Annotated in this window: 26 protein-coding genes and 1 tRNA gene; 15 read left to right on the top strand and 12 right to left on the bottom strand. The window is 60.8% G+C overall.

The genetic code is table 11. The annotated features are described in order from the left end of the window. Positions 1-95: 95 nt before the first annotated feature. A complete protein-coding gene (locus ACTJJN_RS04125; RefSeq protein ID WP_014756182.1) occupies positions 96-1,403 on the top strand; it encodes a substrate-binding domain-containing protein in 1,308 nt (435 codons plus the stop codon). A 134-nt stretch (positions 1,404-1,537) separates the two neighbouring features. Here the strand turns inward: ACTJJN_RS04125 and gorA are convergent, their stop codons facing one another. The 5 genes from gorA to ACTJJN_RS04100 form a co-directional block, all read right to left on the bottom strand. After that, the gene (gene gorA, locus ACTJJN_RS04120) at positions 1,538-2,893 is read right to left on the bottom strand and encodes a glutathione-disulfide reductase (RefSeq protein ID WP_014756181.1); all 1,356 of its coding nucleotides are present in this window, start codon (positions 2,891-2,893) and stop codon (positions 1,538-1,540) included. A 97-nt stretch (positions 2,894-2,990) separates the two neighbouring features. Beyond that, positions 2,991-3,830: a UTP--glucose-1-phosphate uridylyltransferase GalU gene (gene galU / locus ACTJJN_RS04115; protein ID WP_010954649.1), complete on the bottom strand. Its 840-nt coding sequence runs from the start codon at positions 3,828-3,830 to the stop codon at positions 2,991-2,993. Between the two features lie 236 nt (positions 3,831-4,066). Beyond that, complete coding sequence (locus tag ACTJJN_RS04110; RefSeq protein ID WP_012051913.1) at positions 4,067-4,981, bottom strand: c-type cytochrome; 915 nt, start codon at positions 4,979-4,981, stop codon at positions 4,067-4,069. Further along, entirely contained in the window at positions 4,978-5,628 is a 651-nt protein-coding gene (locus ACTJJN_RS04105; RefSeq protein WP_440780988.1) for a c-type cytochrome, read from the bottom strand. The genes ACTJJN_RS04110 and ACTJJN_RS04105 overlap by 4 nt, the downstream gene beginning before the upstream one ends. A gap of 77 nt (positions 5,629-5,705) precedes the next feature. Next, a complete protein-coding gene (locus tag ACTJJN_RS04100) occupies positions 5,706-6,065 on the bottom strand; it encodes a hypothetical protein (protein WP_012051911.1) in 360 nt (119 codons plus the stop codon). A gap of 159 nt (positions 6,066-6,224) precedes the next feature. Between ACTJJN_RS04100 and ACTJJN_RS04095 the strand changes: the two genes are divergently transcribed. The 8 genes from ACTJJN_RS04095 to csrA all read left to right on the top strand — a co-directional run bounded on the left by ACTJJN_RS04095 (position 6,225) and on the right by csrA (position 11,972). Beyond that, entirely contained in the window at positions 6,225-6,527 is a 303-nt protein-coding gene (locus ACTJJN_RS04095) for a DUF1883 domain-containing protein (RefSeq protein WP_003250918.1), read from the top strand. A 7-nt stretch (positions 6,528-6,534) separates the two neighbouring features. Next, positions 6,535-6,705, top strand: a complete 171-nt coding sequence (locus ACTJJN_RS04090; protein WP_012051910.1) for a hypothetical protein — start codon at positions 6,535-6,537, stop codon at positions 6,703-6,705. Positions 6,706-6,756: 51 nt separating this feature from the next. Continuing rightward, positions 6,757-7,827, top strand: coding sequence for an NAD(P)H-dependent flavin oxidoreductase (locus tag ACTJJN_RS04085; RefSeq protein ID WP_440780986.1), 1,071 nt, complete (start codon positions 6,757-6,759; stop codon positions 7,825-7,827). 82 nt (positions 7,828-7,909) lie between these two features. Beyond that, positions 7,910-8,668 (top strand): molybdate ABC transporter substrate-binding protein, encoded by a 759-nt coding sequence (gene modA, locus ACTJJN_RS04080; RefSeq protein ID WP_440780984.1) that lies wholly within the window; start codon positions 7,910-7,912, stop codon positions 8,666-8,668. Further along, positions 8,668-9,348: a molybdate ABC transporter permease subunit gene (modB, locus tag ACTJJN_RS04075; RefSeq protein ID WP_012051907.1), complete on the top strand. Its 681-nt coding sequence runs from the start codon at positions 8,668-8,670 to the stop codon at positions 9,346-9,348. The genes modA and modB overlap by 1 nt, the downstream gene beginning before the upstream one ends. 1 nt (position 9,349) lies before the next feature. Next, a complete protein-coding gene (modC, locus tag ACTJJN_RS04070; RefSeq protein WP_440780982.1) occupies positions 9,350-10,441 on the top strand; it encodes a molybdenum ABC transporter ATP-binding protein in 1,092 nt (363 codons plus the stop codon). A 57-nt stretch (positions 10,442-10,498) separates the two neighbouring features. Continuing rightward, positions 10,499-11,521: a DNA topoisomerase IB gene (locus tag ACTJJN_RS04065; protein ID WP_088512353.1), complete on the top strand. Its 1,023-nt coding sequence runs from the start codon at positions 10,499-10,501 to the stop codon at positions 11,519-11,521. Between the two features lie 253 nt (positions 11,522-11,774). Continuing rightward, positions 11,775-11,972, top strand: a complete 198-nt coding sequence (gene csrA / locus ACTJJN_RS04060) for a carbon storage regulator CsrA (protein ID WP_012051904.1) — start codon at positions 11,775-11,777, stop codon at positions 11,970-11,972. A gap of 39 nt (positions 11,973-12,011) precedes the next feature. On the opposite strand, the gene ACTJJN_RS04055 is transcribed toward csrA, so the two are convergent. The 3 genes from ACTJJN_RS04055 to ACTJJN_RS04045 are packed head-to-tail and all read right to left on the bottom strand — an operon-like array spanning position 12,012 to position 14,988. Then, positions 12,012-12,365 carry a response regulator gene (locus ACTJJN_RS04055; protein ID WP_012051903.1) on the bottom strand — a complete coding sequence of 118 codons (354 nt, stop codon included), beginning with the start codon at positions 12,363-12,365 and terminating at the stop codon, positions 12,012-12,014. 11 nt (positions 12,366-12,376) lie between these two features. Further along, entirely contained in the window at positions 12,377-13,822 is a 1,446-nt protein-coding gene (locus tag ACTJJN_RS04050; protein ID WP_012051902.1) for an ATPase domain-containing protein, read from the bottom strand. Between the two features lie 5 nt (positions 13,823-13,827). Then, positions 13,828-14,988 (bottom strand): two-component system sensor histidine kinase NtrB, encoded by a 1,161-nt coding sequence (locus ACTJJN_RS04045; RefSeq protein ID WP_440780979.1) that lies wholly within the window; start codon positions 14,986-14,988, stop codon positions 13,828-13,830. A 467-nt stretch (positions 14,989-15,455) separates the two neighbouring features. Here ACTJJN_RS04045 and ACTJJN_RS04040 point away from each other — a divergent pair. Next, positions 15,456-15,540 (top strand) — tRNA-Leu (locus tag ACTJJN_RS04040). A 104-nt stretch (positions 15,541-15,644) separates the two neighbouring features. Further along, a complete protein-coding gene (locus ACTJJN_RS04035; RefSeq protein WP_003250931.1) occupies positions 15,645-16,058 on the top strand; it encodes a DoxX family protein in 414 nt (137 codons plus the stop codon). A gap of 1 nt (position 16,059) precedes the next feature. Here the strand turns inward: ACTJJN_RS04035 and ACTJJN_RS04030 are convergent, their stop codons facing one another. Further along, positions 16,060-16,254, bottom strand: a complete 195-nt coding sequence (locus ACTJJN_RS04030; protein WP_014859853.1) for a hypothetical protein — start codon at positions 16,252-16,254, stop codon at positions 16,060-16,062. Positions 16,255-16,689: 435 nt separating this feature from the next. On the opposite strand from ACTJJN_RS04030, the gene adhP reads away from it, so the two are divergent. From adhP to ACTJJN_RS04015, 3 genes are all read left to right on the top strand, one after another. Further along, a complete protein-coding gene (gene adhP, locus ACTJJN_RS04025; protein ID WP_012051899.1) occupies positions 16,690-17,700 on the top strand; it encodes an alcohol dehydrogenase AdhP in 1,011 nt (336 codons plus the stop codon). A gap of 91 nt (positions 17,701-17,791) precedes the next feature. After that, on the top strand, positions 17,792-17,998 hold the full coding sequence (locus ACTJJN_RS04020; protein ID WP_017148244.1) for a DUF6434 domain-containing protein: 207 nt from the start codon (positions 17,792-17,794) through the stop codon (positions 17,996-17,998). A 276-nt stretch (positions 17,999-18,274) separates the two neighbouring features. After that, on the top strand, positions 18,275-18,511 hold the full coding sequence (locus ACTJJN_RS04015; protein WP_003250935.1) for a hypothetical protein: 237 nt from the start codon (positions 18,275-18,277) through the stop codon (positions 18,509-18,511). A gap of 31 nt (positions 18,512-18,542) precedes the next feature. On the opposite strand, the gene ACTJJN_RS04010 is transcribed toward ACTJJN_RS04015, so the two are convergent. After that, positions 18,543-18,914, bottom strand: coding sequence for a MerR family transcriptional regulator (locus ACTJJN_RS04010; RefSeq protein WP_003250937.1), 372 nt, complete (start codon positions 18,912-18,914; stop codon positions 18,543-18,545). 72 nt (positions 18,915-18,986) lie between these two features. Here ACTJJN_RS04010 and ACTJJN_RS04005 point away from each other — a divergent pair, with 72 nt between their 5' ends. Then, a complete protein-coding gene (locus ACTJJN_RS04005) occupies positions 18,987-20,084 on the top strand; it encodes an SDR family oxidoreductase (RefSeq protein WP_440780976.1) in 1,098 nt (365 codons plus the stop codon). A 126-nt stretch (positions 20,085-20,210) separates the two neighbouring features. Here ACTJJN_RS04005 and ACTJJN_RS04000 read toward each other — a convergent pair whose 3' ends face one another. Beyond that, entirely contained in the window at positions 20,211-20,510 is a 300-nt protein-coding gene (locus ACTJJN_RS04000; RefSeq protein WP_003250941.1) for a hypothetical protein, read from the bottom strand. 724 nt (positions 20,511-21,234) lie between these two features. Further along, positions 21,235-21,753: a cysteine hydrolase family protein gene (locus ACTJJN_RS03995; protein ID WP_088512417.1), complete on the bottom strand. Its 519-nt coding sequence runs from the start codon at positions 21,751-21,753 to the stop codon at positions 21,235-21,237. Between the last annotated feature and the right edge of the window lie 403 nt (positions 21,754-22,156).

Genomic DNA, 22,156 nt, shown 5'->3' with positions numbered 1-22,156 from the left:
AGGCGCTGCACGCTTGAAGGTGTACGCTCCCGTCACATTATCATCACGCCACTGTCGTAATCTGCCGGCCAACACTGTGCCATAGGCCACCCGGCATGCTCCGCCTGCTTGTCTTGCTGCTCACCTTGCTTCCACTAGCGACCTTGCCTGAGCCCCTGCACCTGCGTGTCCAAGGCTCCAACACCATCGGCGCGGCCTTGATGCCGGCGCTGGTGCAGGGGCAATTGCGCGCGCAGCAGGCCACCGCCATCGCACAACAGCCAGGCAAGGTCGCCAACGAGCGGGTGATTACCGCCCGCGACGTGCATGGTCAGCCCTTGCGCATCGACATTGCCGCCCACGGCTCAAGCACCGGCTTTGTCGCGCTGGGCCGTGGCGAGGCTGACCTGGCCGCCGCCTCGCGGCCGATCAACGACAGTGAAGTGCGCCAGTTGCAGGCGCTGGGCGACCTGCGCGCAGCCGGCGCAGAACAAGTGATCGGCCTCGACGGCGTCGCGGTCATCGTCCACCCCGACAACCCAATACCCCAACTGAACACCCGGCAACTGGCGGAAATTTTCTCTGGACAGATCCAGCGCTGGGAACAACTGGGCATACCTGGCGGGGCCATTCACCTGTATGCCCGAGACGACCGTTCCGGCACTTTCGAGACCTTCAAGGCACTGGTGCTGGAACCTCAGCACGCCGAAATTTCGGTCAAGGCCAGGCGCTTCGAGTCCAGCGACGAACTGGCGGTACACGTGGGTACCGACCGCCAGGCCATCGGTTTCAGCAGCCTGGCCGCCGTACACGGGGCCAAGGTGCTGGCGGTGGCCGAGGGCGACGCACCGGCCATGCTGCCGGAGCGCGCACGGGTGGCCAGTGAGGACTACCCGCTCTCGCGGCGCCTGTATTTTTACTTGCCAGCCAACCCCAAGCCCCAGGCCAAGGCCCTGGCCGATTTCGCTCAGAGCCCGGCCGGCCAGGCGATCATCGCCCAGCAGGGTTTCGTTTCGCAGCAGATCAAGGCCCTGTCTGTCGCCCCCCAAAGCGACATGCCACCGCGCTATCGCATCCTGGCCCTGCAGGCGCAGCGGCTGAGTGTGAACTTCCGCTTCCAGGAAGGAAGCGCGAGGCTGGACAACAAGGCCTTGCGCGATGTGCAGCGGGTGGCAGATTACCTGCGCCAGGCCGGGAAGCTGCAGGGCAAGGCAGTGCTGGTGGGGTTCGGCGACCCCAAGGAAACGCCCGGGCGCGCAGCCCTGCTCTCCCGCCTGCGTGCGCAAGCGGTGCGCCGCGAACTGGCCCGCGGTGGCGTGGAGGTGCTGCAGGTGACCGGGATGGGCGATGAATTGCCAGTGGCCGGCAATGAACAGGAGCAAGGCCGGCTGCGCAACCGGCGGGTCGAGGTGTGGGTGTATTGATCCGGCCTTGTACCCCCCCCTGAAGCAGCCTTGTGCTGCAACGAGGCCCGAATGACAGAAACATTCCGGTGTCAGCAAGGACCTCGTAGCAGCACAAGGCTGCGTCTACAGGCTGTACAGCAGGCTCCGCGTCATCAGCGAGTGACGGTGCGCATGGTCACGAACTCTTCGGCCGCCGTCGGGTGCACGCCGATGGTTTCGTCGAACTGCTGCTTGGTGGCACCGGCTTTAAGCGCAATGCCCAGGCCCTGAATGATTTCGCCAGCGTCAGGACCGACCATGTGGCAACCCAGCACCTTGTCGGTCTCGGCATCGACCACCAACTTCATCAGGGTCTTTTCCTGAATGTCGGTCAGGGTCAGCTTCATGGCCCGGAAGCGGCTTTCGAATACCTGCACCTTGTGCCCGGCCTCCAGCGCCTGCTCTTCGGTCAAGCCTACGGTACCGATGGGTGGCTGGCTGAACACCGCGGTGGGGATGTTCTGATAATCCACCGGGCGGTACTGCTCGGGTTTGAACAGGCGCCGCGCCACGGCCATGCCTTCAGCCAAGGCCACTGGGGTCAACTGCACGCGGCCGATCACATCGCCAATGGCGAGAATCGAGGGCGCGGTGGTCTGGTACTGCTCATCAACCCGGATGTAGCCGCGCGCATCCAGCTCGACGCCGGTGTTCTCCAGGCCCAGATTGTCCAGCATCGGGCGCCGGCCAGTGGCATAGAACACACAATCGGCGACCAGCTCGCGGCCGTCCTTGAGCGTGGCTTTGAGGCGACCATCTTCAAGCTTGTCGATGCGCTGGATGTCGGCGTTGAACTGCAGGTCGAGGCCGCGTTTTTCCAGCTCTTCCTTCAGGTGGGTGCGCACCGAGCCGTCGAAGCCGCGCAGGAACAGGTCGCCACGGTACAGCAGTGTGGTGTCGGCCCCAAGGCCCTGGAAGATGCCGGCGAATTCGACGGCGATATAACCCCCACCCACCACCAGCACGCGACGCGGCAAGTCCTTGAGGTAGAAGGCTTCGTTGGAGGTGATGGCCAGTTCCTTGCCGGGAATGTCCGGTACCTGCGGCCAGCCACCGGTAGCGATGAGGATATGCTCGGCGGTGTAGCGCTGACCGTCCACTTCCACTTCGTTGGCACCCGTCAGCCGCGCGTGGCCCTGCAACAGGGTCACCCCGCTGTTGACCAGCAGGTTACGGTAGATGCCGTTAAGGCGCTCGATTTCCCGATTCTTGTTGGCAATCAGGGTGCCCCAGTCGAAATGCCCCTCTTCCAACGTCCAGCCGAAACCCGCGGCTTGCTCCAGCTCGTCGGCAACGTGCGCGCCGTATACCAGCAGTTTTTTCGGCACACAACCGACGTTGACGCAGGTCCCCCCCAGGTAGCGGCTTTCAGCCACTGCCACTCTTGCACCAAAACCGGCAGCAAAACGCGCTGCGCGCACACCACCGGACCCGGCGCCAATCACGAACAGATCAAAATCGAAGGCCATGTATTCACTCTCCCAGGCAGGCGTCCAGCATACCGCCGTTGGCCGCCGCAAACAAAAAAGCCACCCCGAAGGATGGCTTTGAGGCCAGCAGGGCTTATCAGTAAGCCTTGCCAGTCTTGTAGTAGTTCTCGAAGCAGAAGTTGGTCGCGTCGATGTAGCCTTCGGCGCCACCGCAGTCGAAACGCTTGCCCTTGAACTTGTAGGCAATCACGCAGCCATCCTTCGCCTGCTGCAACAGGGCATCAGTGATCTGGATTTCACCGCCTTTGCCTGGCTTGGTATTGGCGATGATGTCGAAGATATCCGGGGTCAGGATGTAACGGCCGATGATCGCCAGGTTCGAAGGCGCGTCTTCCGGGGCCGGTTTTTCGACCATGTTGGTCACACGGAAGATGTCGTCGCGGATCATCTCACCGGCGATCACACCATACTTGTTGGTTTCCTGCGGGTCGACTTCCTGGATGGCGACGATCGAGCAGCGGTACTGTTTGTATAGCTTGACCATCTGAGTCAGCACGCCGTCACCTTCCGGGTTGACGCACAGGTCGTCCGCCAGCACCACCGCGAACGGCTCGTCGCCGATCAGTGGGCGGCCAGTGAGAATGGCGTGGCCGAGGCCCTTCATTTCGGTCTGGCGCGTGTACGAGAACGAGCACTCGTTGAGCAGGCGACGAATACCGACCAGGTATTTTTCCTTGTCGGTGCCCTTGATCTGGTTTTCCAGCTCGTAGCTGATGTCGAAGTGGTCTTCCAGGGCGCGCTTGCCGCGCCCGGTAACGATGGAGATCTCGTTCAGACCCGCATCCAATGCTTCTTCAACGCCATACTGGATCAGTGGCTTGTTGACCACCGGCAGCATTTCCTTGGGCATGGCTTTGGTAGCAGGCAAGAAGCGTGTGCCGTAGCCGGCTGCCGGGAACAAGCATTTTTTGATCATATACGTCCTTACAAAAGGCTAGGCCTGTGGAATTCGGCGCAGTCTAATCAGGCGGCAGTCACCTTACAATGCCCCCGATAACGACCGTTGCCATCATAGAGATATCCCAGTGTAGATAGTTCCGGGGGATCGTAAATATTGCTGTCATACATGACCGTTGGATGACAGGGAAATCAGCGTGACGGTGGCGGCCTCTTCGACGGGCTCACGCGCCAAGAGGCCGCCACCGGTTTACCTCAGCTCCCCGTCCCTTGTCCGATCAGCACCCCATCAACCTGCTGACCATACAGGTTAACCCCATCATTGGCATGAAACTTCACCCGCGTCTTCTCGATGGATCCCTCTACCAACCGCGGGTCCTGTGGCCGCTCGTGGCGGTTGATCCACGCCGCCACGTCCCAGGCCTGCTGATCGCTGAGGCTGCCCGGCTTGCCAAGCGGCATGTTGTACTTGATGAACGACGCAGCGGTATTGATGCGGTGCATGCCGGCCCCCCAGTTGTAGGAGTCCTTGCCCCAAAGCGGCGGCATTACGTACTCGCCGGCGACCTTTTGCCCTTCACCGTTATCGCCATGGCAAATCGCGCATTGTTCACGGTAAACCTGCTGGCCGCGCTTGAAGTCATAACCACCCTTGGGTTGTGCCACCTCCGGATAACCACGTCCGGCAATCTCCACGCCGGTCGGCGCCTTGGTCGACAGCCAGTATGAATACACCGCCAGGGCCGTCATCTGCGGGCTGTCAGCGGCCGGCGGCTTGCCGTTCATGCTGAACTGAAAACACCCTTGGATACGCTCGGCGAAGGTGTTGACCTTGTCATTTTTCTTGCGATAGGCCGGATACATCGGGTAGGCACCCCACAGCGGCGCCGAATGCGCCAACCGCCCCTGATCGAGGTGGCAGTTACTGCAGTTCATGCCGTTGCCCACCGCCTCGGGCATCAATCGGCGGGTGTCGACGAACAAGGCATGGCCTTCACGCACCATCTTGCCAAAGGCATTATCGGGCAACTCACGCTCAGCGGGCGGCACGAACTGCGGTGCAGCCTGCACACCGGGCACCTTCAACTGCGACTGGTCTTCCATGGCGATCGGTGTGGCCTGGGCGCTGCCCACGGCCAGCAGCAACAAGACGGGAATCAGGGTTTTCATGGCGTGACCTCCTGGCGGACGGGGCGGGCAAAGAACTCGGCAACAGCCTTGATCTCCTCATTGGTCATGGCCTTGGCCACGCCGACCATCAGCTGGTTGGGGTCATTGCTGCGGCTGCCGTCGCGCCAGGCATTGAGCTGTGCCACCAGGTAACTGGCGGGCTGGCCGGCCAAGGGCGGGAAGTGTTCGCCCACCCCGCCGCCACCCGGCCCGTGGCATTGCACGCAACCTGGAATCTGCCGGCTCCAGTCGCCGTACAGGGCCATGCGGGTAGTCGGGTCATCGGCAATCTGCTGGCGGTGCAGGTCGCCAGCGGGCGCTGCTGGCAGGCTGGCCAGGTAAGTACTGACGGCCTTGATTTCGTCGTCGCTCAGGGCCTTGGCCAAAGGTTCCATCACCGGCTGCTTGCGGCTGCCGTTGCGCCAGTCCTGCAACTGCTTGGCAAGGTAACCGGCCGGTAGCCCGGCCAAACGTGGAAAGCCGGCAGCCGCAATGCCCTTGCCGTCCGGGCCGTGGCAACCCAGGCAGGCCATGGCGGCGGGGTTGGCCCCACCCTGGGTGAAAACCTTCTGACCGTCAGCGGCATGTGCCGTGGGCCAGATCAGGATCAGCAAGCTGCCGATCATCACGCGTCTCAACGGTGTCATCACGAATCTCCTTTTCTTTTGTTATATGTTTAGGCTTAAAACATATAAGCAGAGAAAGGAGGACCCGTTGCTTCAGATCAACTTCCGGAGATGCACTGCGTTGCCGCAGTGCGGACATCCCCAAGGCGCAGCGGGAAGTTATTCAGCCGCTCGTGCAGTTTGATGCTGCTGCCGCTGCCCCGCTTGTCGATATCCACCAGCGCCGCCGGGCCAGCACCTGAGGTGACTTTCTGCGGTACGATCAGCCGCAGGCCGTCGCCACGCTGCTCTTCGGTCAGCGGGTCACGCGTATCGGCAAGCTTCTCCTTTACGCAATCGGCATAGGCGCGCGGGCTCTTGCCAGAGATCACATCCATCGTTTCACGCGATTGCTCCAGCTCCGCGACGCTCACACAGCCACCGAGCGTCACCGACAACGCCGCCACCATCCACTTCATTTGCTGCACCTCTGCCTTCAAGAATTCGTTTCGACCACATCCAGGCGGTTTTGCTCCCTGCTTTGGCAGAATTATCTACGCCCGGCGATCAACGCGGCAGTGTAGCGACACATCGTGGTATCTTTTGCTTTTGCAGATCCAAACCTTGCGGAGCATCACATGAAATTCGTACACCAGCGCGAGCACCTCAACGAGGACGATATCGTCGTCATCGAGTGCTCCCAGCGCTGCAATATCCGCCTGATGAACGACGCCAACTTCCGCAGCTTCAAGAACGGCGGCCGTCATACTTACCACGGCGGCCATTTCGAGAAGTTTCCGGCGAAGATCACCGTACCCAGCACCGGCTTCTGGAACATCACCATCGATACTGTCACCACTCGCCCGATCTCGGTCACCCGCAAGCCAACGCTGACCCACAAGATCAAGATCATCCGCCGCTCGTCGTCGAAACTCAGATAAGGCCACCATGACCCAGACCATCAAGTACGTCATCAAATACAAGCTCGACGGCCAGCGTCGCTGGGATTTCGCGCTGATGCCCGATGCCTCGCAAGAGCAGGCCCTCGAGGCCCTGCGCAAGATCCATGGCGAGGACGCCGAGAAAATCAGCGACATCCAGGTCAGCAAGGCCCTCTAAGACTTGCCGCAAGCCCCCGCCGCATCGCTCGCCCCACGCAAGGAGAATCGCATGAGCCATTGGCCCGACCGCCGTATCCTCGATCTGCTGGGCATCGAGCTGCCCATTCTGCAGGCACCCATGGCGGGGGCGACCGGCTCGTCCATGGCCATCGCCGTGGGCCTGGCAGGTGGCTTGGGCGCCCTGCCCTGCGCCATGCTCAGCGGCGAACAGGTGCGCGCCGAGATCGCTGCATTCCGCGCCGGCTGCCCGGGGCGCCCGCTGAACCTGAACTTCTTCTGCCACCAGCCGCCAGCGCCCGATGCCGAGCGCGATGCGCGCTGGAAGCAGGCACTTGAGCCTTATTACAGCGAAGTGGGNCCCACGCCGGTGTCCAACCGTGCGCCTTTCGACGAGCAGAGCTGCCTGCTGGTCGAAGCGTTGCGCCCGGAGGTGGTGAGCTTCCACTTCGGCCTGCCGCAGGCCGAACTGCTGCAGCGGGTAAAGGCCAGCGGTGCCAAGGTACTGTCGAGCGCCACGACCGTGGAAGAAGCGGCCTGGCTGGAGCGCAATGGCTGCGATGCGATCATCGCCATGGGCTATGAAGCCGGTGGCCATCGCGGCATGTTCCTCAGCGATGACATCACCAGCCAGATAGGCACCTTCGCGCTCGTACCGCAGGTGGCCGATGCCGTCGGCGTGCCGGTGATTGCCGCCGGTGGTATCGGCGACCACCGCGGGCTGTTGGCGGCACTGGCCCTGGGTGCCTCGGCAGTGCAGATCGGCACGGCTTACCTGTTCTGCCCCGAGGCCAAGGTGTCGCCAGCGCATCGCCGGGCGCTGGACAGCGCGCCTGCCAGCGACACCGCGCTGACCAACCTGTTCACCGGCCGACCGGCGCGCGGCATCAACAATCGCCTCATGCGCGAGCTGGGGCCGATGAGCGAGCTAGCACCGCGCTTCCCGCTGGCGGGCGGGGCATTGATGCCTTTACGGGCGATCACCGATCCGCAGGGTAAGAGTGATTTCAGCAATCTGTGGTCGGGGCAGGCGTTACGGCTGGGCCGGCACATGCCGGCGGGTGAGCTGACCCGGGAGATTGCCGGTAAGGCACTGGCAGTGATCGGTCACCAGGCATTCTGACAGGCAGGCCTGGCCTCTTCCCGGCCAATGGCTTATCGCTATATAGTCAAGGCTATAACGATAACCTCAAGGAGCTGTCTTCATGCGTATCCGCTCGCCCCAGTTGGCCGTCACTGCCCTGGCCAGCCTGTTCGCCTTCAACACTGCCTGGGCCGACGAAGTCCAGGTCGCGGTCGCAGCCAACTTCACAGCCCCTATCCAGGCCATCGCCAAGGACTTCGAAAAAGACACCGGCCACAAACTGGTCGCGGCCTATGGCGCCACCGGGCAGTTCTACGCGCAGATCAAGAACGGTGCACCGTTCGAGGTGTTCCTCGCCGCTGACGACACCACCCCCAAGAAGCTGGAAGCAGAAAAGGAAACCGTACCCGGCTCGCGCTTTACCTACGCCATCGGCACCCTGGCCCTGTGGTCTGCGAAGGAAGGCTACGTAGATGTTAAGGGTGAAGTGCTGAAACAGAACGAATACAAACACCTGTCCATCGCCAACCCGAAAGCGGCACCTTACGGCCTGGCCGCCACCCAGGTACTGGACAGGCTGACGCTCACCGAAGCCACCAAAGGCAAGATCGTCGAAGGCCAGAGCATCACCCAGGCCTTCCAGTTCGTCTCCACCGGCAACGCCGAACTCGGCTTTGTCGCCCTGTCGCAGATCTACATGGACGGCAAGGTGACCCATGGCTCGGCATGGATCGTGCCGTCCAATCTGCACGACCCGATCCGCCAGGACGCCGTCATCCTCAACAAAGGCAAGGACAATGCGGCCGCCAAGGCACTGGTCGAATACCTCAAAGGCCCGAAAGCCGCAGCGGTGATCAAATCCTATGGTTATGAACGCTGATGCAACTCGATGCCAGTGACCTGGGCGCTATCTGGCTGACCGTAAAACTGGCCAGCCTGACCACCCTGATCCTGCTGGTCATCGGCACCCCGGTCGCCTGGTGGCTCGCGCGCACGCGCTCATGGCTGCGCGGACCGGTGGGTGCGGTGGTGGCACTTCCGCTGGTACTGCCACCGACGGTGATCGGCTTTTACCTGTTGATCGCCCTTGGCCCGCACGGCTGGCTTGGTCAGGCCACCCAGGCGCTAGGCCTGGGCAGTGTGGTGTTCAGCTTCACAGGCCTGGTGATTGGCTCGACGGTGTATTCCATGCCGTTCGTGGTGCAACCCCTGCAGAATGCCTTTGGCGCGATCGGCCAACGGCCCCTGGAAGTCGCCGCCACCCTGCGCGCCAGCCCATGGGACACTTTCGTTCATGTGGTGCTGCCGCTGGCCCGCCCTGGCTTCGTCACTGCCAGCATCCTCGGCTTTGCCCACACGGTGGGCGAGTTTGGCGTCGTGCTGATGATCGGTGGCAACATCCCCGACAAGACTCGCGTGGTTTCGGTACAAATTTTCGATCACGTCGAAGCCATGGAGTATTCGCAAGCCCACTGGCTGGCCGGTGCCATGCTGGTGTTCTCATTCCTGGTGCTGCTCCTGCTGTACGCTGGACGCCGCGGCAAAGCTGGCTGGAGCTGAAATGACCGCATCGATTGTGGCGCGCCTGAAACTGGCACGCGACGACTTTACCCTGGACGTCAACCTGCACCTGCCCGGGCGCGGCATCAGCGCACTGTTCGGCCACTCTGGCTCCGGCAAGACCAGCTGCCTGCGCTGCCTGGCCGGGCTGGAACGGGCCGCCAGCGCCTATATCGAGGTCAACGGCGAAGTCTGGGAAGACAGCACCCGTGGCTACGTCCAGGCACCGCACCTGCGCCCGGTGGGCTACGTGTTCCAGGAAGCCAGCCTGTTCCCGCACCTGTCGGTGCGCGGCAACCTGACGTTCGGCTGGCGCCGGGTAGCGCCCGCTGAACGCAAGGTCAGCCTCGACCAGGCGTGCCAACTGCTGGGTATCGGCCACTTGCTGGAGCGCCGCCCGGCAACGCTGTCGGGGGGCGAGGCGCAGCGGGTGGGTATTGCCCGCGCCCTGCTCAGCAGCCCGCGGCTGTTGTTGATGGACGAGCCGCTGGCAGCCCTCGACGGCCCGCGCAAGCGCGAGATACTGCCCTTCCTGGAGCGCCTGCACGACGAACTGGACATCCCTCTGATATATGTCAGCCACGCCCAGGATGAAGTCGCGCGGCTGGCCGACCACCTGGTGTTGCTGGAACAAGGCCGGGCGATCGCCAGCGGCCCGATCGGCGAAACCCTGGCTCGCCTTGACCTGTCGCTGGCCCAGGGCGACGACGCCGGCGTCGTGTTCGAGGGTAAGGTGGTAGGGCACGACCCGCACTACGGCCTGCTGGACCTGCGCCTGCCCGGCAGCAGCGGGCCGCTGCTGCGCATCACCCACGCGGCGCAGGTGATGGGCAGCACCCTGCGCGTCAAGGTGCAGGCCCGGGATGTCAGCCTGGCCCTGGCGGCGGACAGCGCATCAAGCATCCTCAACCGCCTGCCGGTGCGTGTGCGCGAGAGCTGCCCGGCAGCTAACCCGGCGCATGTGCTGGTCAGCCTGGATGCTGGCGGCAATGCCCTGCTTGCACGCATCACCCGCTTCTCGGCAGACCAGCTCGGTTTGCACACGGGGCAGATACTGTTCGCCCAGATCAAGTCGGTGGCCCTTTTGGGTTGAGCATCCTTAGCGCGCGTACTGTCCATTGATCAGTGACCTGATCGAGGCCCGCCGCCCATGCTTGACTGCCCCCTGCCGCGCACCCTGCACTACGTTGACGACAGTCAGCCGGGCCTGACCCGTCGGCGCTGGCGCGACCGTTTCATCTACCTCGATGCCGATGGCCAACGAGTACGCGACAGCGAAACCCTCGCACGCATCGCCGCACTGGTGATCCCCCCGGCCTACACGGATGTGTGGATCTGCGCCGACCCGCAAGGCCACCTGCAAGCCACCGGCCGTGATGCCCGTGGCCGCAAGCAGTACCGCTACCATGCGCAGTGGCGCCAACTGCGCGACCAGCACAAATACGGGCGCATGCTTGCGTTCGCCCAAGCCCTGCCAAAGCTGCGCACACAGCTGGAAGCCCACTTGGCGCGGCCAGGGCTGGACCGGGAAAAGGTCATGGCGCTGGTGGTGAGCCTGCTGGACCACACCCTGATCCGCATTGGCAACCAGCGCTACCTGCGCGATAACCGGTCGTACGGATTGACCACCCTGCGCAATCGCCATGTACAGATCAAAGGCAGCAGCATTCGCTTTCAATTCCGCGGCAAGCGCGGCGTCGAACACAACGTCACCCTCAACGACCGGCGCTTGGCCAACCTGCTCAAACGCTGCATGGAACTGCCTGGGCAGGCACTGTTTCAGTACCTGGATGAAGACGGCCAGCGCCATAGTGTCGGCTCCACCGAGGTCAATCAGTTTTTGCAGCAGTTGACCGGCGCCGACTTCACTGCCAAGGACTATCGCACCTGGGCCGGCAGCAGCCTGGCATTGAACCTGCTGAAGCCCTTGGCCTGGGAGCCGGAGAGTGAAGCCAAACGTCAGGTCGCCGCAATAGTCCGCCAGGTGGCCACGCGCCTGGGCAATACGCCGGCCGTGTGCCGACGCTGCTATATCCACCCGGCAGTCCTGGAGCACTATACCTTGGGGCGCCTTGCCAATTTACCGAAAAACCGAGTGCGCAAAGGCCTGGACCCGGAGGAAGTGGCCTTGCTGTTGTTTCTTCAGGCACTCGAGGAACAGGAGGCCCATTGAGCTTGTCTATTCAGCCCATGATGCGAAGAAATTTCCCATTAGCCGCCAACCCCCCTATTCTTGCCAGCGAGCACCTTGGCCGACAAACCGTTGACGGTTTGCTTTGGCACCTGCAACTGAAGACACGCAACAGAATTTGTCTGTCGGGGAATTACTATCCGCCGAAAGCGTCTTTAATGAGAAGGAAGAGGGACAAGCTCCCGCCGCCACGGCAACTAGCCCAGCGGACTTTTACATCACCAAGGAGAACTACATGCTGATACTCACCCGTAAGGTTGGCGAAAGCATCGTCATCAACGATGACATCAAAGTCACCATTCTGGGCGTCAAAGGGATGCAGGTGAGGATCGGTATCGATGCACCGAAAGATGTTCAGGTCCATCGAGAAGAGATCTTCAAACGTATCCAGGCCGGCAGCCCGGCTCCGGAGAAACACGAAGACTCACACTGAGCGTCACCCGAGGGGCATGGATGCGCTCGACCGTCAGCCTCAGGTGCCTATTAACTGATGCACCGTGGCGATCATCTCATCCATGTCGAACGGTTTGTCGAATATTGCGGCAAACAGGGCCGGGCATCCTTGGCTGGCCTGTGCGCCGCTCATGAGGATGACCGGCAACTCGCTTAACGCCGGGTCCTGGCGTATGGCGCGTGCCAACTCCTCACCGTTGAGTAGCGGCATCATGTAGTCGGTAATCACCAGCTGCACACGTTTTTCCTTCAACGCCTCCAGTGCTTTGCAGCCATTGCTTGCCTTTTCCACCACGAAACCTTCGTCCTCCAGGGCGAACCCGAGGATATCGGCGATCAGGTATTCGTCATCGACAATCAGGATGGTGTTCATCGGCTCGTCCGTCACCCGCTCCCCTGCGGCGTCGGCGTTCCCGAAAGCACACCGCAGGCACCTTCGAATGCCTTGCGCAAGGTGATGCCTTGCGGCCCGATCAGCAGCTCGTGCAAGGCCGGATCATGGTGGCTGTCACGCACCTTGAGGACCGACAGCATGCGCTGCAGTCGCGAGTCCAGTTCGACAAAGCGCATCAGCATAAGGTTGTCGACGATACTCGACAGGTCCGGCGCGGGGGCGCTGATTTCCGCGCCGAAAATGTCGCGCATCTCCCAGGTCAGGACCACGCTGACATCGCGCGCGCGCAACTCACCCGCCAGCGCGCGGAAAAACGCATTCAGCCGCGTCGGGTCAATAGCCAGGCGGCTGAATGCGCCAAGGCTGTCGATCACCACGCGCTTGCTGCCCTGCGCCGCTACACGCTCCAGTAATCGCGCGCCAACCTGGTCCAGCAAGCCTTCGGTGGTCGGCTGCCAGCACAGCTGCAAGCTACCGCCCTGCTCCATCGCGGCAAAATCGTAACCGAGCGAAGCGGCCTTGCTGCGCAGGCGTTCGGGCGTTTCGTAAAAACCGAAATGCAACCCCGGCGCCTGCGGGGTGCTGGCACCCAGAAAGGCCAGGCCCAATGATGTCTTGCCAATCCCCGAAGGCCCCATCAACAGGCTGACTGACCCGGTGGCCAAGCCACCGCCAAGCATTTCATCGAAGGTTGGGACACCGCTGCTGATACGCGCCAAGGTGCCGCTGCCCAATTGGCTGGGGTGGCTGAACAACGCTTCCAGGCGAGGATAGACCTGCATGCCGGACTCATCGATAAGGCATTCGTGACGCCCCGACAACGCACCGCTGCCGCGGGTCTTGCGCAATTGAACATGGCGCACGGCGCGGCTGCCGACCAGTTGCTCGCCCAGTTCGATCACGCCATCGACCATGGTGTGTTCCGGGCTGCCCTCGTCCAGCCGGGCACTCGTCAGCAACAGTACGGTGCAACCGGCGAAGGCCGCATGCCCCTGCAGCTCAGAGACGAACTTCTTGGTGTCCAGCGCGGTTTCCGCACGTACCCGGGCATTGAGCACACCGTCGACGATCAGCAGGCTGGCCTGTTGCCGGGCAATTTCCTGGCGCAGCAAGCGCACCACCGCATCCAGCCCATCCTGCTCGAGGGTATCAAAGGCGCTGACGAACTGGATTTTGTCACCGACCAGCGCCGGGTCGAAGAAGTCCAGCGTGGACAGGTACTGGAACAAGCGTTCATGCGACTCGCTCAGCAAGGTGGCCACCAGCACCCGACCACCGCCACGCACGTGGCCGCAGGCCAGCTGATTGGCGAGGATGGTCTTACCGGCCCCCGGCGGGCCCTGGATAATGTAGGAGGCGCCAGCTATCAGGCCACCCTTGAGCAACGCGTCGAGCCCATCGATCCCCGTTACCAGCCGCTTCAGTGCCTGTGCCATGATGTCTACCTGTCGAGTGGGCTATCCGTCTGGTCCTGATACATTGGCAAGTACAGTCGCATGCAAGTTCCCCGGCCAGGCTCGCTGTCGACACAAATGGCACCACCACTTTGCCGGGCGAAACCATAGACCTGGCTAAGCCCCAGGCCGGTACCCTTGCCGAAAGGCTTGGTGGTGAAAAACGGCTCGAAGATACGCGGCAGTACCTCTGTGGGTATGCCTGCGCCGTTGTCTTCCACCTCGAAGCGCACGAAGCTGCCCTTCAGCCCTTCAACTTCGCCGAACAGCTCGACCACATCGACAGTCAGGCTGATGCGGCCATGCCCGTCGATGGCATCACGGGCATTGAACAACAGGTTGAGCAACACCATCTGCAGTTGCCCGGCATCCACCTCGATCAACGGCAGGTCCGGTTGCAGCAACACCTTCAAGTCAATTGAGCTTGGCAATGCATGTTCAAGCAGGCCACGCGTAGCGTTAACCAGCTCTGCCGGGGCAACGCTGGCCACATCGAACTTGCGGTGACGGGCAAAACTGAGCAGTTGTTGGGTCAGTTCGGTGCCACGCTGGCTGGCATCGAGGATGTGCTGCAACATGCGCTGGGTGCGTGCCGGGTCCTGGGTGGCCAGCGCCAGGCGCGCCGAGCTGATGATAATGGTCAACATGTTGTTGAAGTCGTGCGCCAGACCACCGGTCAACTGGCCGAGGGCTTCAAGCTTCTGCGCCTGGAACAGCTGGGCGCGCACTGCGTCGAGCTGCTGCGCCGTCTCGCGACGGTCAGTGATATCACGTGTCACCTTGGCCAGGCCAATGATCTGGCCATCCTCATCACGGATCACATCCAGTGCCGCCAAGGCCCAGAACTGCGTGCCGTCCTTGCGCACCCGCCAGCCTTCGTCCTGCGCCACACCCTGCTCCAGCGCCTGACGCAGCAGGCACTCGGGGCGGCCCTGCGCACAATCCTGTGGGGTGAAGAACAACGAAAAATGCTTGCCGATCACTTCATCCCTACGGTAACCCTTGATCCGTTGCGCGCCTGCGTTCCAAGACACCACATGGCCGGAAGGGTCGAGCATGTAGATGGCATAATCCACCACCGACTGAACCAGCTGTTCATAACGATGGGCGGGCATGAGGGAAGCGTCGAGGCAGTCGGCTGAAACCATGCAAACTCCACTGGCACAGCAGGAGGGAGAAAATGAACGTAGCCTGGAGTGTCTGCCAGTAGACAGCTGAACGACTACAGGCTGTCAGCGGTCCGGCTCGGCCAGCGCCGGGCTGATGCACCGCGGCATGGCCTCTTTCAGCAATCACAGGCTGAGCCGCATGATCATACCACCGCCGGCAGAGGCCAACACGAGCACCTGCGCGAACAACAGCCGCCAGAATAACCGTGGACGCACCACACCGTCGCCAACTCGGCCCCATGTCATTGCGGAACACGCTTGGATCCAATCATGGGCAACAGTGGCGTAACGACAGCAAGGTGTCAATTGCCCGTTCGATCGCCTCTTCTATCTGTTGATCATAGGTGCTGCAGTTGACTCAACTATAACAATGGGTTATAAAGCGCGCTTGATTGCGAAGCCCTTCTGCTTAGAAGCGAGCTGGTCGTTGCGACCCCTTCAAACGTGCGAGTGTGGTGGAATTGGTATACACAGCAGACTTAAAATCTGTCGGCGTGAGCCTTGCGGGTTCGAGTCCCGCCACTCGCACCAAACTTCGTTGAAAAGGCGCCCCTGCGGCGCCTTTTTGCTGCCTGGCAGCAATGTCTGGCGTAGCTGCTAAAGTGGAGCTTGTCCCCGTCCAATGGAACGCCGCCATGCGCTACTCCCTGTTCGATGGTCAACGCGACATCATTATCCTGATCGCCCGCGTACTGCTGATGGTCCTCTTCGTCTTGTCTGGCTGGGCCAAGCTGACCGGCTTCGATGGCACAGTAGGCTACATGACCTCGCTCGGCGCCCCTGCCCCGATGCTGGCAGCAGGGATTGCCGTCATCATGGAGTTCGTCGTCGCAATCCTGTTGATCCTCGGTTTCTACACGCGGCCGTTGGCCTTTCTTTTTGCGCTGTTCGTACTGGGCACGGCGCTGCTGGGCCACCCGTTCTGGAACATGGTCGACCCCGAGCGCAGCGCCAACATGACTCAGTTTCTGAAAAACCTCAGCATCATGGGCGGCCTGCTGTTGCTGGCGGTAAGCGGGCCCGGGCGGTTCTCGGTGGATGGTCGCTGAGTCAGTCGTCGCAGTCGTCGAACCAGGCTGGGTGATCGCGCTCTTCGTCATCGAGGTCATCCAGTGTTTCCTCGTCTTCCTCCACTTCATCCTCGGCGCCTTGGGCATCTGCCTCGTGCTCCACGTCGTCGTAGAGAAATTCGTGGTCAAGCAGGTGATCGTGCTCGGGTTCGTGCAGGTCGTCTTCGTCGCGCATGCTGGCTCCTGGGATAATGGCAGGCCTGTATAGGCTGATCAGGGTGCGGGGTCAATGCGTGGTCGCTTAATCCTGGGTTAACCGGACCGGCGCAACCTGCAGGCTCTCCCTTCAAACGTCTTTTGCCCGCCTTCCATGGCGGGCTTTTTTATGACCCTGCGCACTTCGTTGCAGATGATGACAGCCTCATGACCTGACCTTCACGAAATGTCGACATCCGGATGGGCACACTGGCCCTGCTCCGTATGTTCTTGCAGCCCGCCGCATCCTTGCCGCGGGCTTTTCTTTTTTCCGCAAAGGCCAGTCAGGCATACGCAGGTATTTTGTGGAAGCGCCCACCATGACCATGACCTGAAGCAGTTTTGCCTGCCCAGACGAGGTCTATGCTGTCCCAGCGATAAACCAAGCTCATATCGGATAGACACGGAGGCTCTCATGAAAGCTGCTGTCGTTGCACCAGGCCGTCGCGTGGACGTGGTAGAGAAAACCCTGCGCCCTCTCGAATACGGCGAAGCGCTGCTGAAGATGCAGTGCTGCGGTGTGTGCCACACCGACCTGCACGTGAAAAATGGCGACTTTGGTGACAAGACCGGTGTAGTACTGGGCCACGAAGGTATTGGCGTGGTTCAGGAAGTTGGCCCGGGCGTCACCTCGCTCAAGCCAGGCGACCGTGCCAGCGTCGCCTGGTTCTACCAGGGTTGCGGACATTGCGAATACTGCAACAGCGGCAACGAGACCCTGTGCCGCGACGTGAAGAATTCCGGTTACACCGTGGACGGCGGCATGGCCGAGGCCTGCATCGTCAAGGCCGACTACTCGGTTAAAGTGCCCGACGGCCTCGACTCCGCTGCCGCCAGCAGCATCACCTGCGCCGGCGTCACGACCTACAAGGCAGTGAAAATCTCCAACGTCCGCCCCGGCCAATGGATCGCCATCTACGGGCTCGGCGGCCTGGGCAACCTGGCCCTGCAATATGCCAAGAACGTGTTCAACGCCAAAGTCATCGCCATCGACGTCAACGAAGAGCAACTGCGCTTCGCCAGCGAGATGGGCGCGGACCTGGTGGTCAACCCGCTCAACGAAGATGCCGCGAAGGTCATCCAGGCTAAAACCGGCGGTGCACATGCTGCCGTCGTTACTGCTGTGGCCAAAGGCGCGTTCAACTCGGCTGTCGATGCCTTGCGCGCTGGCGGGCGACTGGTGGCCGTCGGGCTTCCGTCGGAGTCCATGGACCTGAATATTCCCCGCCTGGTGCTTGATGGGATCGAAGTGGTGGGCTCGCTGGTAGGTACACGCCAGGACCTGCAGGAAGCCTTCCAGTTTGCCGCTGAAGGCAAAGTGGTGCCCAAGGTAACGCTGCGACCGATCGAGGATATCAACCAGATCTTTGACGAGATGCTTGAGGGCAAGATCAAAGGCCGGATGGTGATACAGTTCGAAGGCTGACAGTCCGAGCCAGGTCATGTGGAACCACAGCAAAGCCCGTAGATGACCCTCTACGGGCTTTTTGCCTTCTCAATTGTCAAAGGAACAGACCATGACCGTAGACTGGCACGCCGGGCCGATCACCCGTACGACTCCATTGGACAAGCATTACCGCAACACGCAGAAGGTTCGTCAGTTTCTGCTCAGCGAGTGCGGCGCGGCATTCAAGTTCGACCGAGGATTCATGCTTTGGATCAAGAGTGGTACCCCATCAACCATGGGTGACGTCGCGGACGAATGGCTACGGAGGTGTGGTTGACGCTCTGTATCTGACGGCTGCAGGCAGGCCTTGGCTGCAGCCGTTGCTTTCAGCATCTTGTCCAACGATTCAACCATGCTGGAATAATCCATTTCCTGACTCCCTCGATGGTGGAATTGGCTTGAGTTCAACCCTAGACTGCGAACATTTCAATATTTGAAGAGGAAACCTGGAATTATCACTCATCCTTCATGCTGAAGACCGGCGCCCGCGAGGTGTGGTTCAAGAAAAGTGCTCAACCTGCAAGGGCGAGCCTGTGCATATGAGGAGATCGGTATGTCCATTCGAAGCTTGGCGAAGAACCTGCCGCCAGACCCTTCGCGGGAAGGCTGGGTCATCGGATGGGGGGTCCTGAGAGACCGACATCCATGGCATTTTGTCGACGTTTATGCCGACCAGAAAACGGCCATGGCAGAGGCGCAGCGCAGAGGAGACGGCTACGTGGTGGAATTCGGCTCGCACCGCTTGGGGACGCATGAATTTATCTGCGGTGTCACCTTACCTGAAGGCTGACGCTCGATCGAAAAGGGTCATGGACAGGACTTCAAGGCATTATCTGCCCGTTGGCAATAGCACTGGCTTCAAGCTTGGCGCGCTCCGCGTCCAGAAAAACATAAGCGGCCTGTAGCGTGGTGATCTTCGTTTGAATCTCGGCCATCTTGGCGGCGACCAAGACGGCGCCTTGCGCGCAATCGATCGTGTTTCCCCGCCTGGCCACAAGAATGTCCCTAATCTCAGCAAGTGAAAAGCCCCCGCCCTGGGCGCTCTGTATGAAGGCCAAGTCAGCTACGGTCTGTTCACTGTAACTGCGATAGTTGTTGGCTTGTCGGTGTGGCTCGATAAGCCCGAGCTGTTCGTAATAGCGCAATGCATGGCGGCTGAGCCCACTCCGGCGCTCCAACTCTCCAATATTCACGTTAAAAACCCTTGACTGTAGAGCAGGCTCTACACCTTAGCCTGCGCCCATTATCCAAACAAGGGTTCAAACATGAGTGTGGAATGCTTTGTCACCGGCGGCAGCGGCTTTGTGGGGCAACATTTGCTGGCCGCTCTTACTGCGCAAGGGCACAAGACCTGGGTGCTGATGCGCAGCCCCGGTAACATCGAACGCCTCAAGGAGCAGGTAGGCCAACTGGGGGGTAACCCGGAGTATCTCCATGCCGTTGAAGGAGATATCAGCCAGGAGGGGCTTGGCCTCAGCGAAGCAGACGAAGAACGCGTCACTTCGGCCGCTGTATTTTTCCATCTCGCGGCGGCATTTTCCTGGGGGCTGACACCGGAGCGCGCCCGCACAGTCAATGTCCAAGGTGCTCTGAGCGTGGCCAGGCTTGCGGCCAGCCAGCGCATCCGATTGCTCATGGTAGGCGGCTTCATGCTGCAAAACCTCAACCACCTTGCCCGTATCGGGGTTGATATTCAGTGCCCTGAAAACACAAACTGGCCCGCGGTCTACGCCCGTGTAGGCGGCTACGAAGGCAGCAAACTCGAGTCCCATTTTGCAGTCATCCGCTATATGCAAGACGCGGATGCGGATTACACGATTGTTCACCCTGCTACGGTGTGCGGCCACAGCGAGAACGGGCATATCCTGGACGGACAACCGCTTGCCGAACTCATTCGCAATCTGGCACAAGGCCGGTTCAAAGCTGTTCCCGGTTCCGCCAGTCACTGGTTGCCATTGGTCAGCGTCGATTATCTGGTGAACATGATAACTTGCGTGGCGTTCGACCCCGCCATGGCCAACCGGCAAGTGCTGGCGCTGTATGAGCGAACACCAAACTTGCAGGGAATGCTTGTGCAGATCGCAGACACGCTAAAGGTCAAGGCACCCCGCCGCCATGTACCCATAGGGTTGCTCAGGTCGATATTGACGATTCCGGGACTGGCGACCCGCTTGGCGATCAGCGCCGAGTCCTTGAACTTTATTCAGACGCAGCGCTTCGACATGGGAAACAGCAGGCAATTGGAGCGCAAGTACGCGTTTACCCATCCCGACATGACGCAGGCCTTGGAAAACACGGTGCGCTATGTCAGCGACTACTTGATGAAAAAGTCCAAAAGAGAAGGCGCTGGCCAGCGAGGATAACGGGCCAGGCCGATGAAGCCTCCCTGCCGGATTGCTGGAAGTCTGGAGACGCAGAGGTTTCATGCACGGTGTCTTCGCTGATGACAATAGGTCGCCGCTTGACCTCCGGCGCTGCGCGCCTAGCCGCTATTTCGAGGCAGCCATAAAGCCTGCGGCAGGTGCACCTTCAGTGGCGACCCGTCGGGCCCGGCCAACGCCCCACGCCAGCGCCCTGGTCATCGACTCGCCAGGGCGAGAATCGAAGGCCTCTTCAAGGATAGCCATGCCACCAGGGGCGTACACCCCGATGAACATCTGCGTTTTGCCTGTCCGCGACAGCCGCGTCTGAACATCAATGTATGTCCCATCGTCGAGTGTCTCGTCGTGAGTTCGGTGATGAAGCGTCGGGTCAGCCCAGGCCCAGAAAACATCACCGCGTATTCTCATGAGACGCTCCTACGACTTTAGTTGTAGTCAGGTGGTTTATTGCCACCATAGCGAACGTGCAGTTTTACGCAAATTCGTCTGACTCATCTGTGAGCTGAATCGGACAATCGGCTATTCAGCAGCCCCGCCAAAGACTCAACGCTTGTCGTGAAGCTCCGGGGGCCATGCGCTAAAGAACCACATAATTCCTGGCACCAATACATAGATCCAGTGCTGGCCAGGGTAGATGAAGATGCCGACAGCCCAGATGGCGAGTAAGGTTCCGCCCGCTCGCCTACGCCGCCTCGGCGTGAACCATTCCTGAAACGCCTTGTGCCTCTCCCGCAGTTTCATTACCACCCTCCCTGTTTGGTAAGCGGCGAAGCATATCACCTCTAGTTCAACGATAACGCGTCCCCGGCAAGGGCGGCGCCTGCACGCAAGAACCACGACATGACCCAACAACAGCACGACGAGCGCAAGCTGGACCGGGTCTTCCGCCAACATCTACGGGCTCAAGCAGCTGCGCTCAGTGTTTGACTAGACATCAATGGCCCCCAGCACGCCGGCCCTGATCGCGCAGTACCGCGACTCAAGGTTGGCTATGAGATTTCGGAACTCCATGCCAAAAGTTACCGAACTCGTGGCGTTTTTGGACCCATACAGAAAACCCCGCAGACGTTAATCTGCGGGGCGTTCGAATGGTGGAGGCCGAGGTCGGAATCGAACCGTCTGGCGATGGCAGTTAGAAACACCAGTCCTCGGCGTGTACGACACGACAGAATGGTCCCGCGAGGGTCGCATTGTGATGAGCGACAATCTCTTCGGCCTTCAGGGCAGGGGTGTCGGTGCAGGTATGGCCATCGGCGATCAGCACTGCATCGAATCCAAGATCTCGTGCGGCGCGGCAGGTGCTATCGACACAGTATTGGGTTTTCATTCCGGTAATGACCACACCCTGAGTTCCACAATCCCGTAACCGATCGGCCAAGGCGGTCTTGTAGAACGCGTTAGGTCGGCTTTTATCGAAAATCACTTCGTCGCCTTGTAACACCAGCGCCTGCACCAGTTGCGTCAACGGGCTTCCAGGCTCGATTGGCGACCCAGGTGGACCAATATGGCGGGCGAGAAAAATGGGTGCTCCTGCACTTCGGGCTTTACTCAATAAATTATTCAATGTGTCTAGCAGCGCTTCGCCAGCCCATGGCTTATCCGGGCCATAAAACAATCCAGCCTGCATATCAAGAATCAACAGTGCATACATAATGCTTTCCCTTGCATATTGGCCAGCGACACAAGGGCAAAAGAAAAGGCCCTTTCCATCACTGGCGGGCCTTTGAAGTTCGTGCGTTATTGGCTCACGAAACCCCTCACGACCAGCCTCTGGCGGTCGTGACGGTCGTGGTCAAGGCAATTCGTAGTTGACTCATAGAGCTGACAGTAGCTGCACTTTACCGGGTTGGCAAGTGAGCGCTGTGAGGGTGAAGGCTGATTGAAGTATCGAGCATTGAGGTCCGCTTCTGGCCGATAGCTGCCCTTCGTGAAGGGCAGCTATCGGCCACAAGCGGACTGAGGAGCGGTAAATAAATCTTCCCCTTTTCGCGGCCCCTTTTCGTTGGTTTTGCGAAGCGAACCCAAAAGAAAGAATGCGGTGAGTCAGGCACTCT

The sequence above is a fragment of the Pseudomonas sp. 22515 genome, from assembly GCF_052044625.1.
GTDB classification, from domain to species: Bacteria; Pseudomonadota; Gammaproteobacteria; order Pseudomonadales; family Pseudomonadaceae; genus Aquipseudomonas; species Aquipseudomonas alloputida.
This window is presented reverse-complemented; position numbering and strand designations above follow the sequence as displayed.

Coding starts and splice junctions, on each gene's coding strand:
- modB (WP_012051907.1), top strand. CDS start 8,668: ATGCAACTCGATGCCAGTGACCTGGGCGCTATCTGGCTGACCGTAAAA.
- ACTJJN_RS04045 (WP_440780979.1), bottom strand. CDS start 14,988: ATGGTTTCAGCCGACTGCCTCGACGCTTCCCTCATGCCCGCCCATCGT.
- ACTJJN_RS04125 (WP_014756182.1), top strand. CDS start 96: ATGCTCCGCCTGCTTGTCTTGCTGCTCACCTTGCTTCCACTAGCGACC.
- ACTJJN_RS04015 (WP_003250935.1), top strand. CDS start 18,275: ATGTCCATTCGAAGCTTGGCGAAGAACCTGCCGCCAGACCCTTCGCGG.
- ACTJJN_RS04090 (WP_012051910.1), top strand. CDS start 6,535: ATGACCCAGACCATCAAGTACGTCATCAAATACAAGCTCGACGGCCAG.
- ACTJJN_RS04035 (WP_003250931.1), top strand. CDS start 15,645: ATGCGCTACTCCCTGTTCGATGGTCAACGCGACATCATTATCCTGATC.
- ACTJJN_RS04020 (WP_017148244.1), top strand. CDS start 17,792: ATGACCGTAGACTGGCACGCCGGGCCGATCACCCGTACGACTCCATTG.
- ACTJJN_RS04055 (WP_012051903.1), bottom strand. CDS start 12,365: ATGAACACCATCCTGATTGTCGATGACGAATACCTGATCGCCGATATC.
- galU (WP_010954649.1), bottom strand. CDS start 3,830: ATGATCAAAAAATGCTTGTTCCCGGCAGCCGGCTACGGCACACGCTTC.
- ACTJJN_RS04100 (WP_012051911.1), bottom strand. CDS start 6,065: ATGAAGTGGATGGTGGCGGCGTTGTCGGTGACGCTCGGTGGCTGTGTG.
- ACTJJN_RS04000 (WP_003250941.1), bottom strand. CDS start 20,510: ATGAGAATACGCGGTGATGTTTTCTGGGCCTGGGCTGACCCGACGCTT.
- csrA (WP_012051904.1), top strand. CDS start 11,775: ATGCTGATACTCACCCGTAAGGTTGGCGAAAGCATCGTCATCAACGAT.
- gorA (WP_014756181.1), bottom strand. CDS start 2,893: ATGGCCTTCGATTTTGATCTGTTCGTGATTGGCGCCGGGTCCGGTGGT.
- ACTJJN_RS04095 (WP_003250918.1), top strand. CDS start 6,225: ATGAAATTCGTACACCAGCGCGAGCACCTCAACGAGGACGATATCGTC.
- modA (WP_440780984.1), top strand. CDS start 7,910: ATGCGTATCCGCTCGCCCCAGTTGGCCGTCACTGCCCTGGCCAGCCTG.
- ACTJJN_RS04050 (WP_012051902.1), bottom strand. CDS start 13,822: ATGGCACAGGCACTGAAGCGGCTGGTAACGGGGATCGATGGGCTCGAC.
- ACTJJN_RS04030 (WP_014859853.1), bottom strand. CDS start 16,254: ATGCGCGACGAAGACGACCTGCACGAACCCGAGCACGATCACCTGCTT.
- modC (WP_440780982.1), top strand. CDS start 9,350: ATGACCGCATCGATTGTGGCGCGCCTGAAACTGGCACGCGACGACTTT.
- ACTJJN_RS04005 (WP_440780976.1), top strand. CDS start 18,987: ATGAGTGTGGAATGCTTTGTCACCGGCGGCAGCGGCTTTGTGGGGCAA.
- ACTJJN_RS04110 (WP_012051913.1), bottom strand. CDS start 4,981: ATGAAAACCCTGATTCCCGTCTTGTTGCTGCTGGCCGTGGGCAGCGCC.
- ACTJJN_RS03995 (WP_088512417.1), bottom strand. CDS start 21,753: ATGTATGCACTGTTGATTCTTGATATGCAGGCTGGATTGTTTTATGGC.
- ACTJJN_RS04065 (WP_088512353.1), top strand. CDS start 10,499: ATGCTTGACTGCCCCCTGCCGCGCACCCTGCACTACGTTGACGACAGT.
- adhP (WP_012051899.1), top strand. CDS start 16,690: ATGAAAGCTGCTGTCGTTGCACCAGGCCGTCGCGTGGACGTGGTAGAG.
- ACTJJN_RS04105 (WP_440780988.1), bottom strand. CDS start 5,628: ATGACACCGTTGAGACGCGTGATGATCGGCAGCTTGCTGATCCTGATC.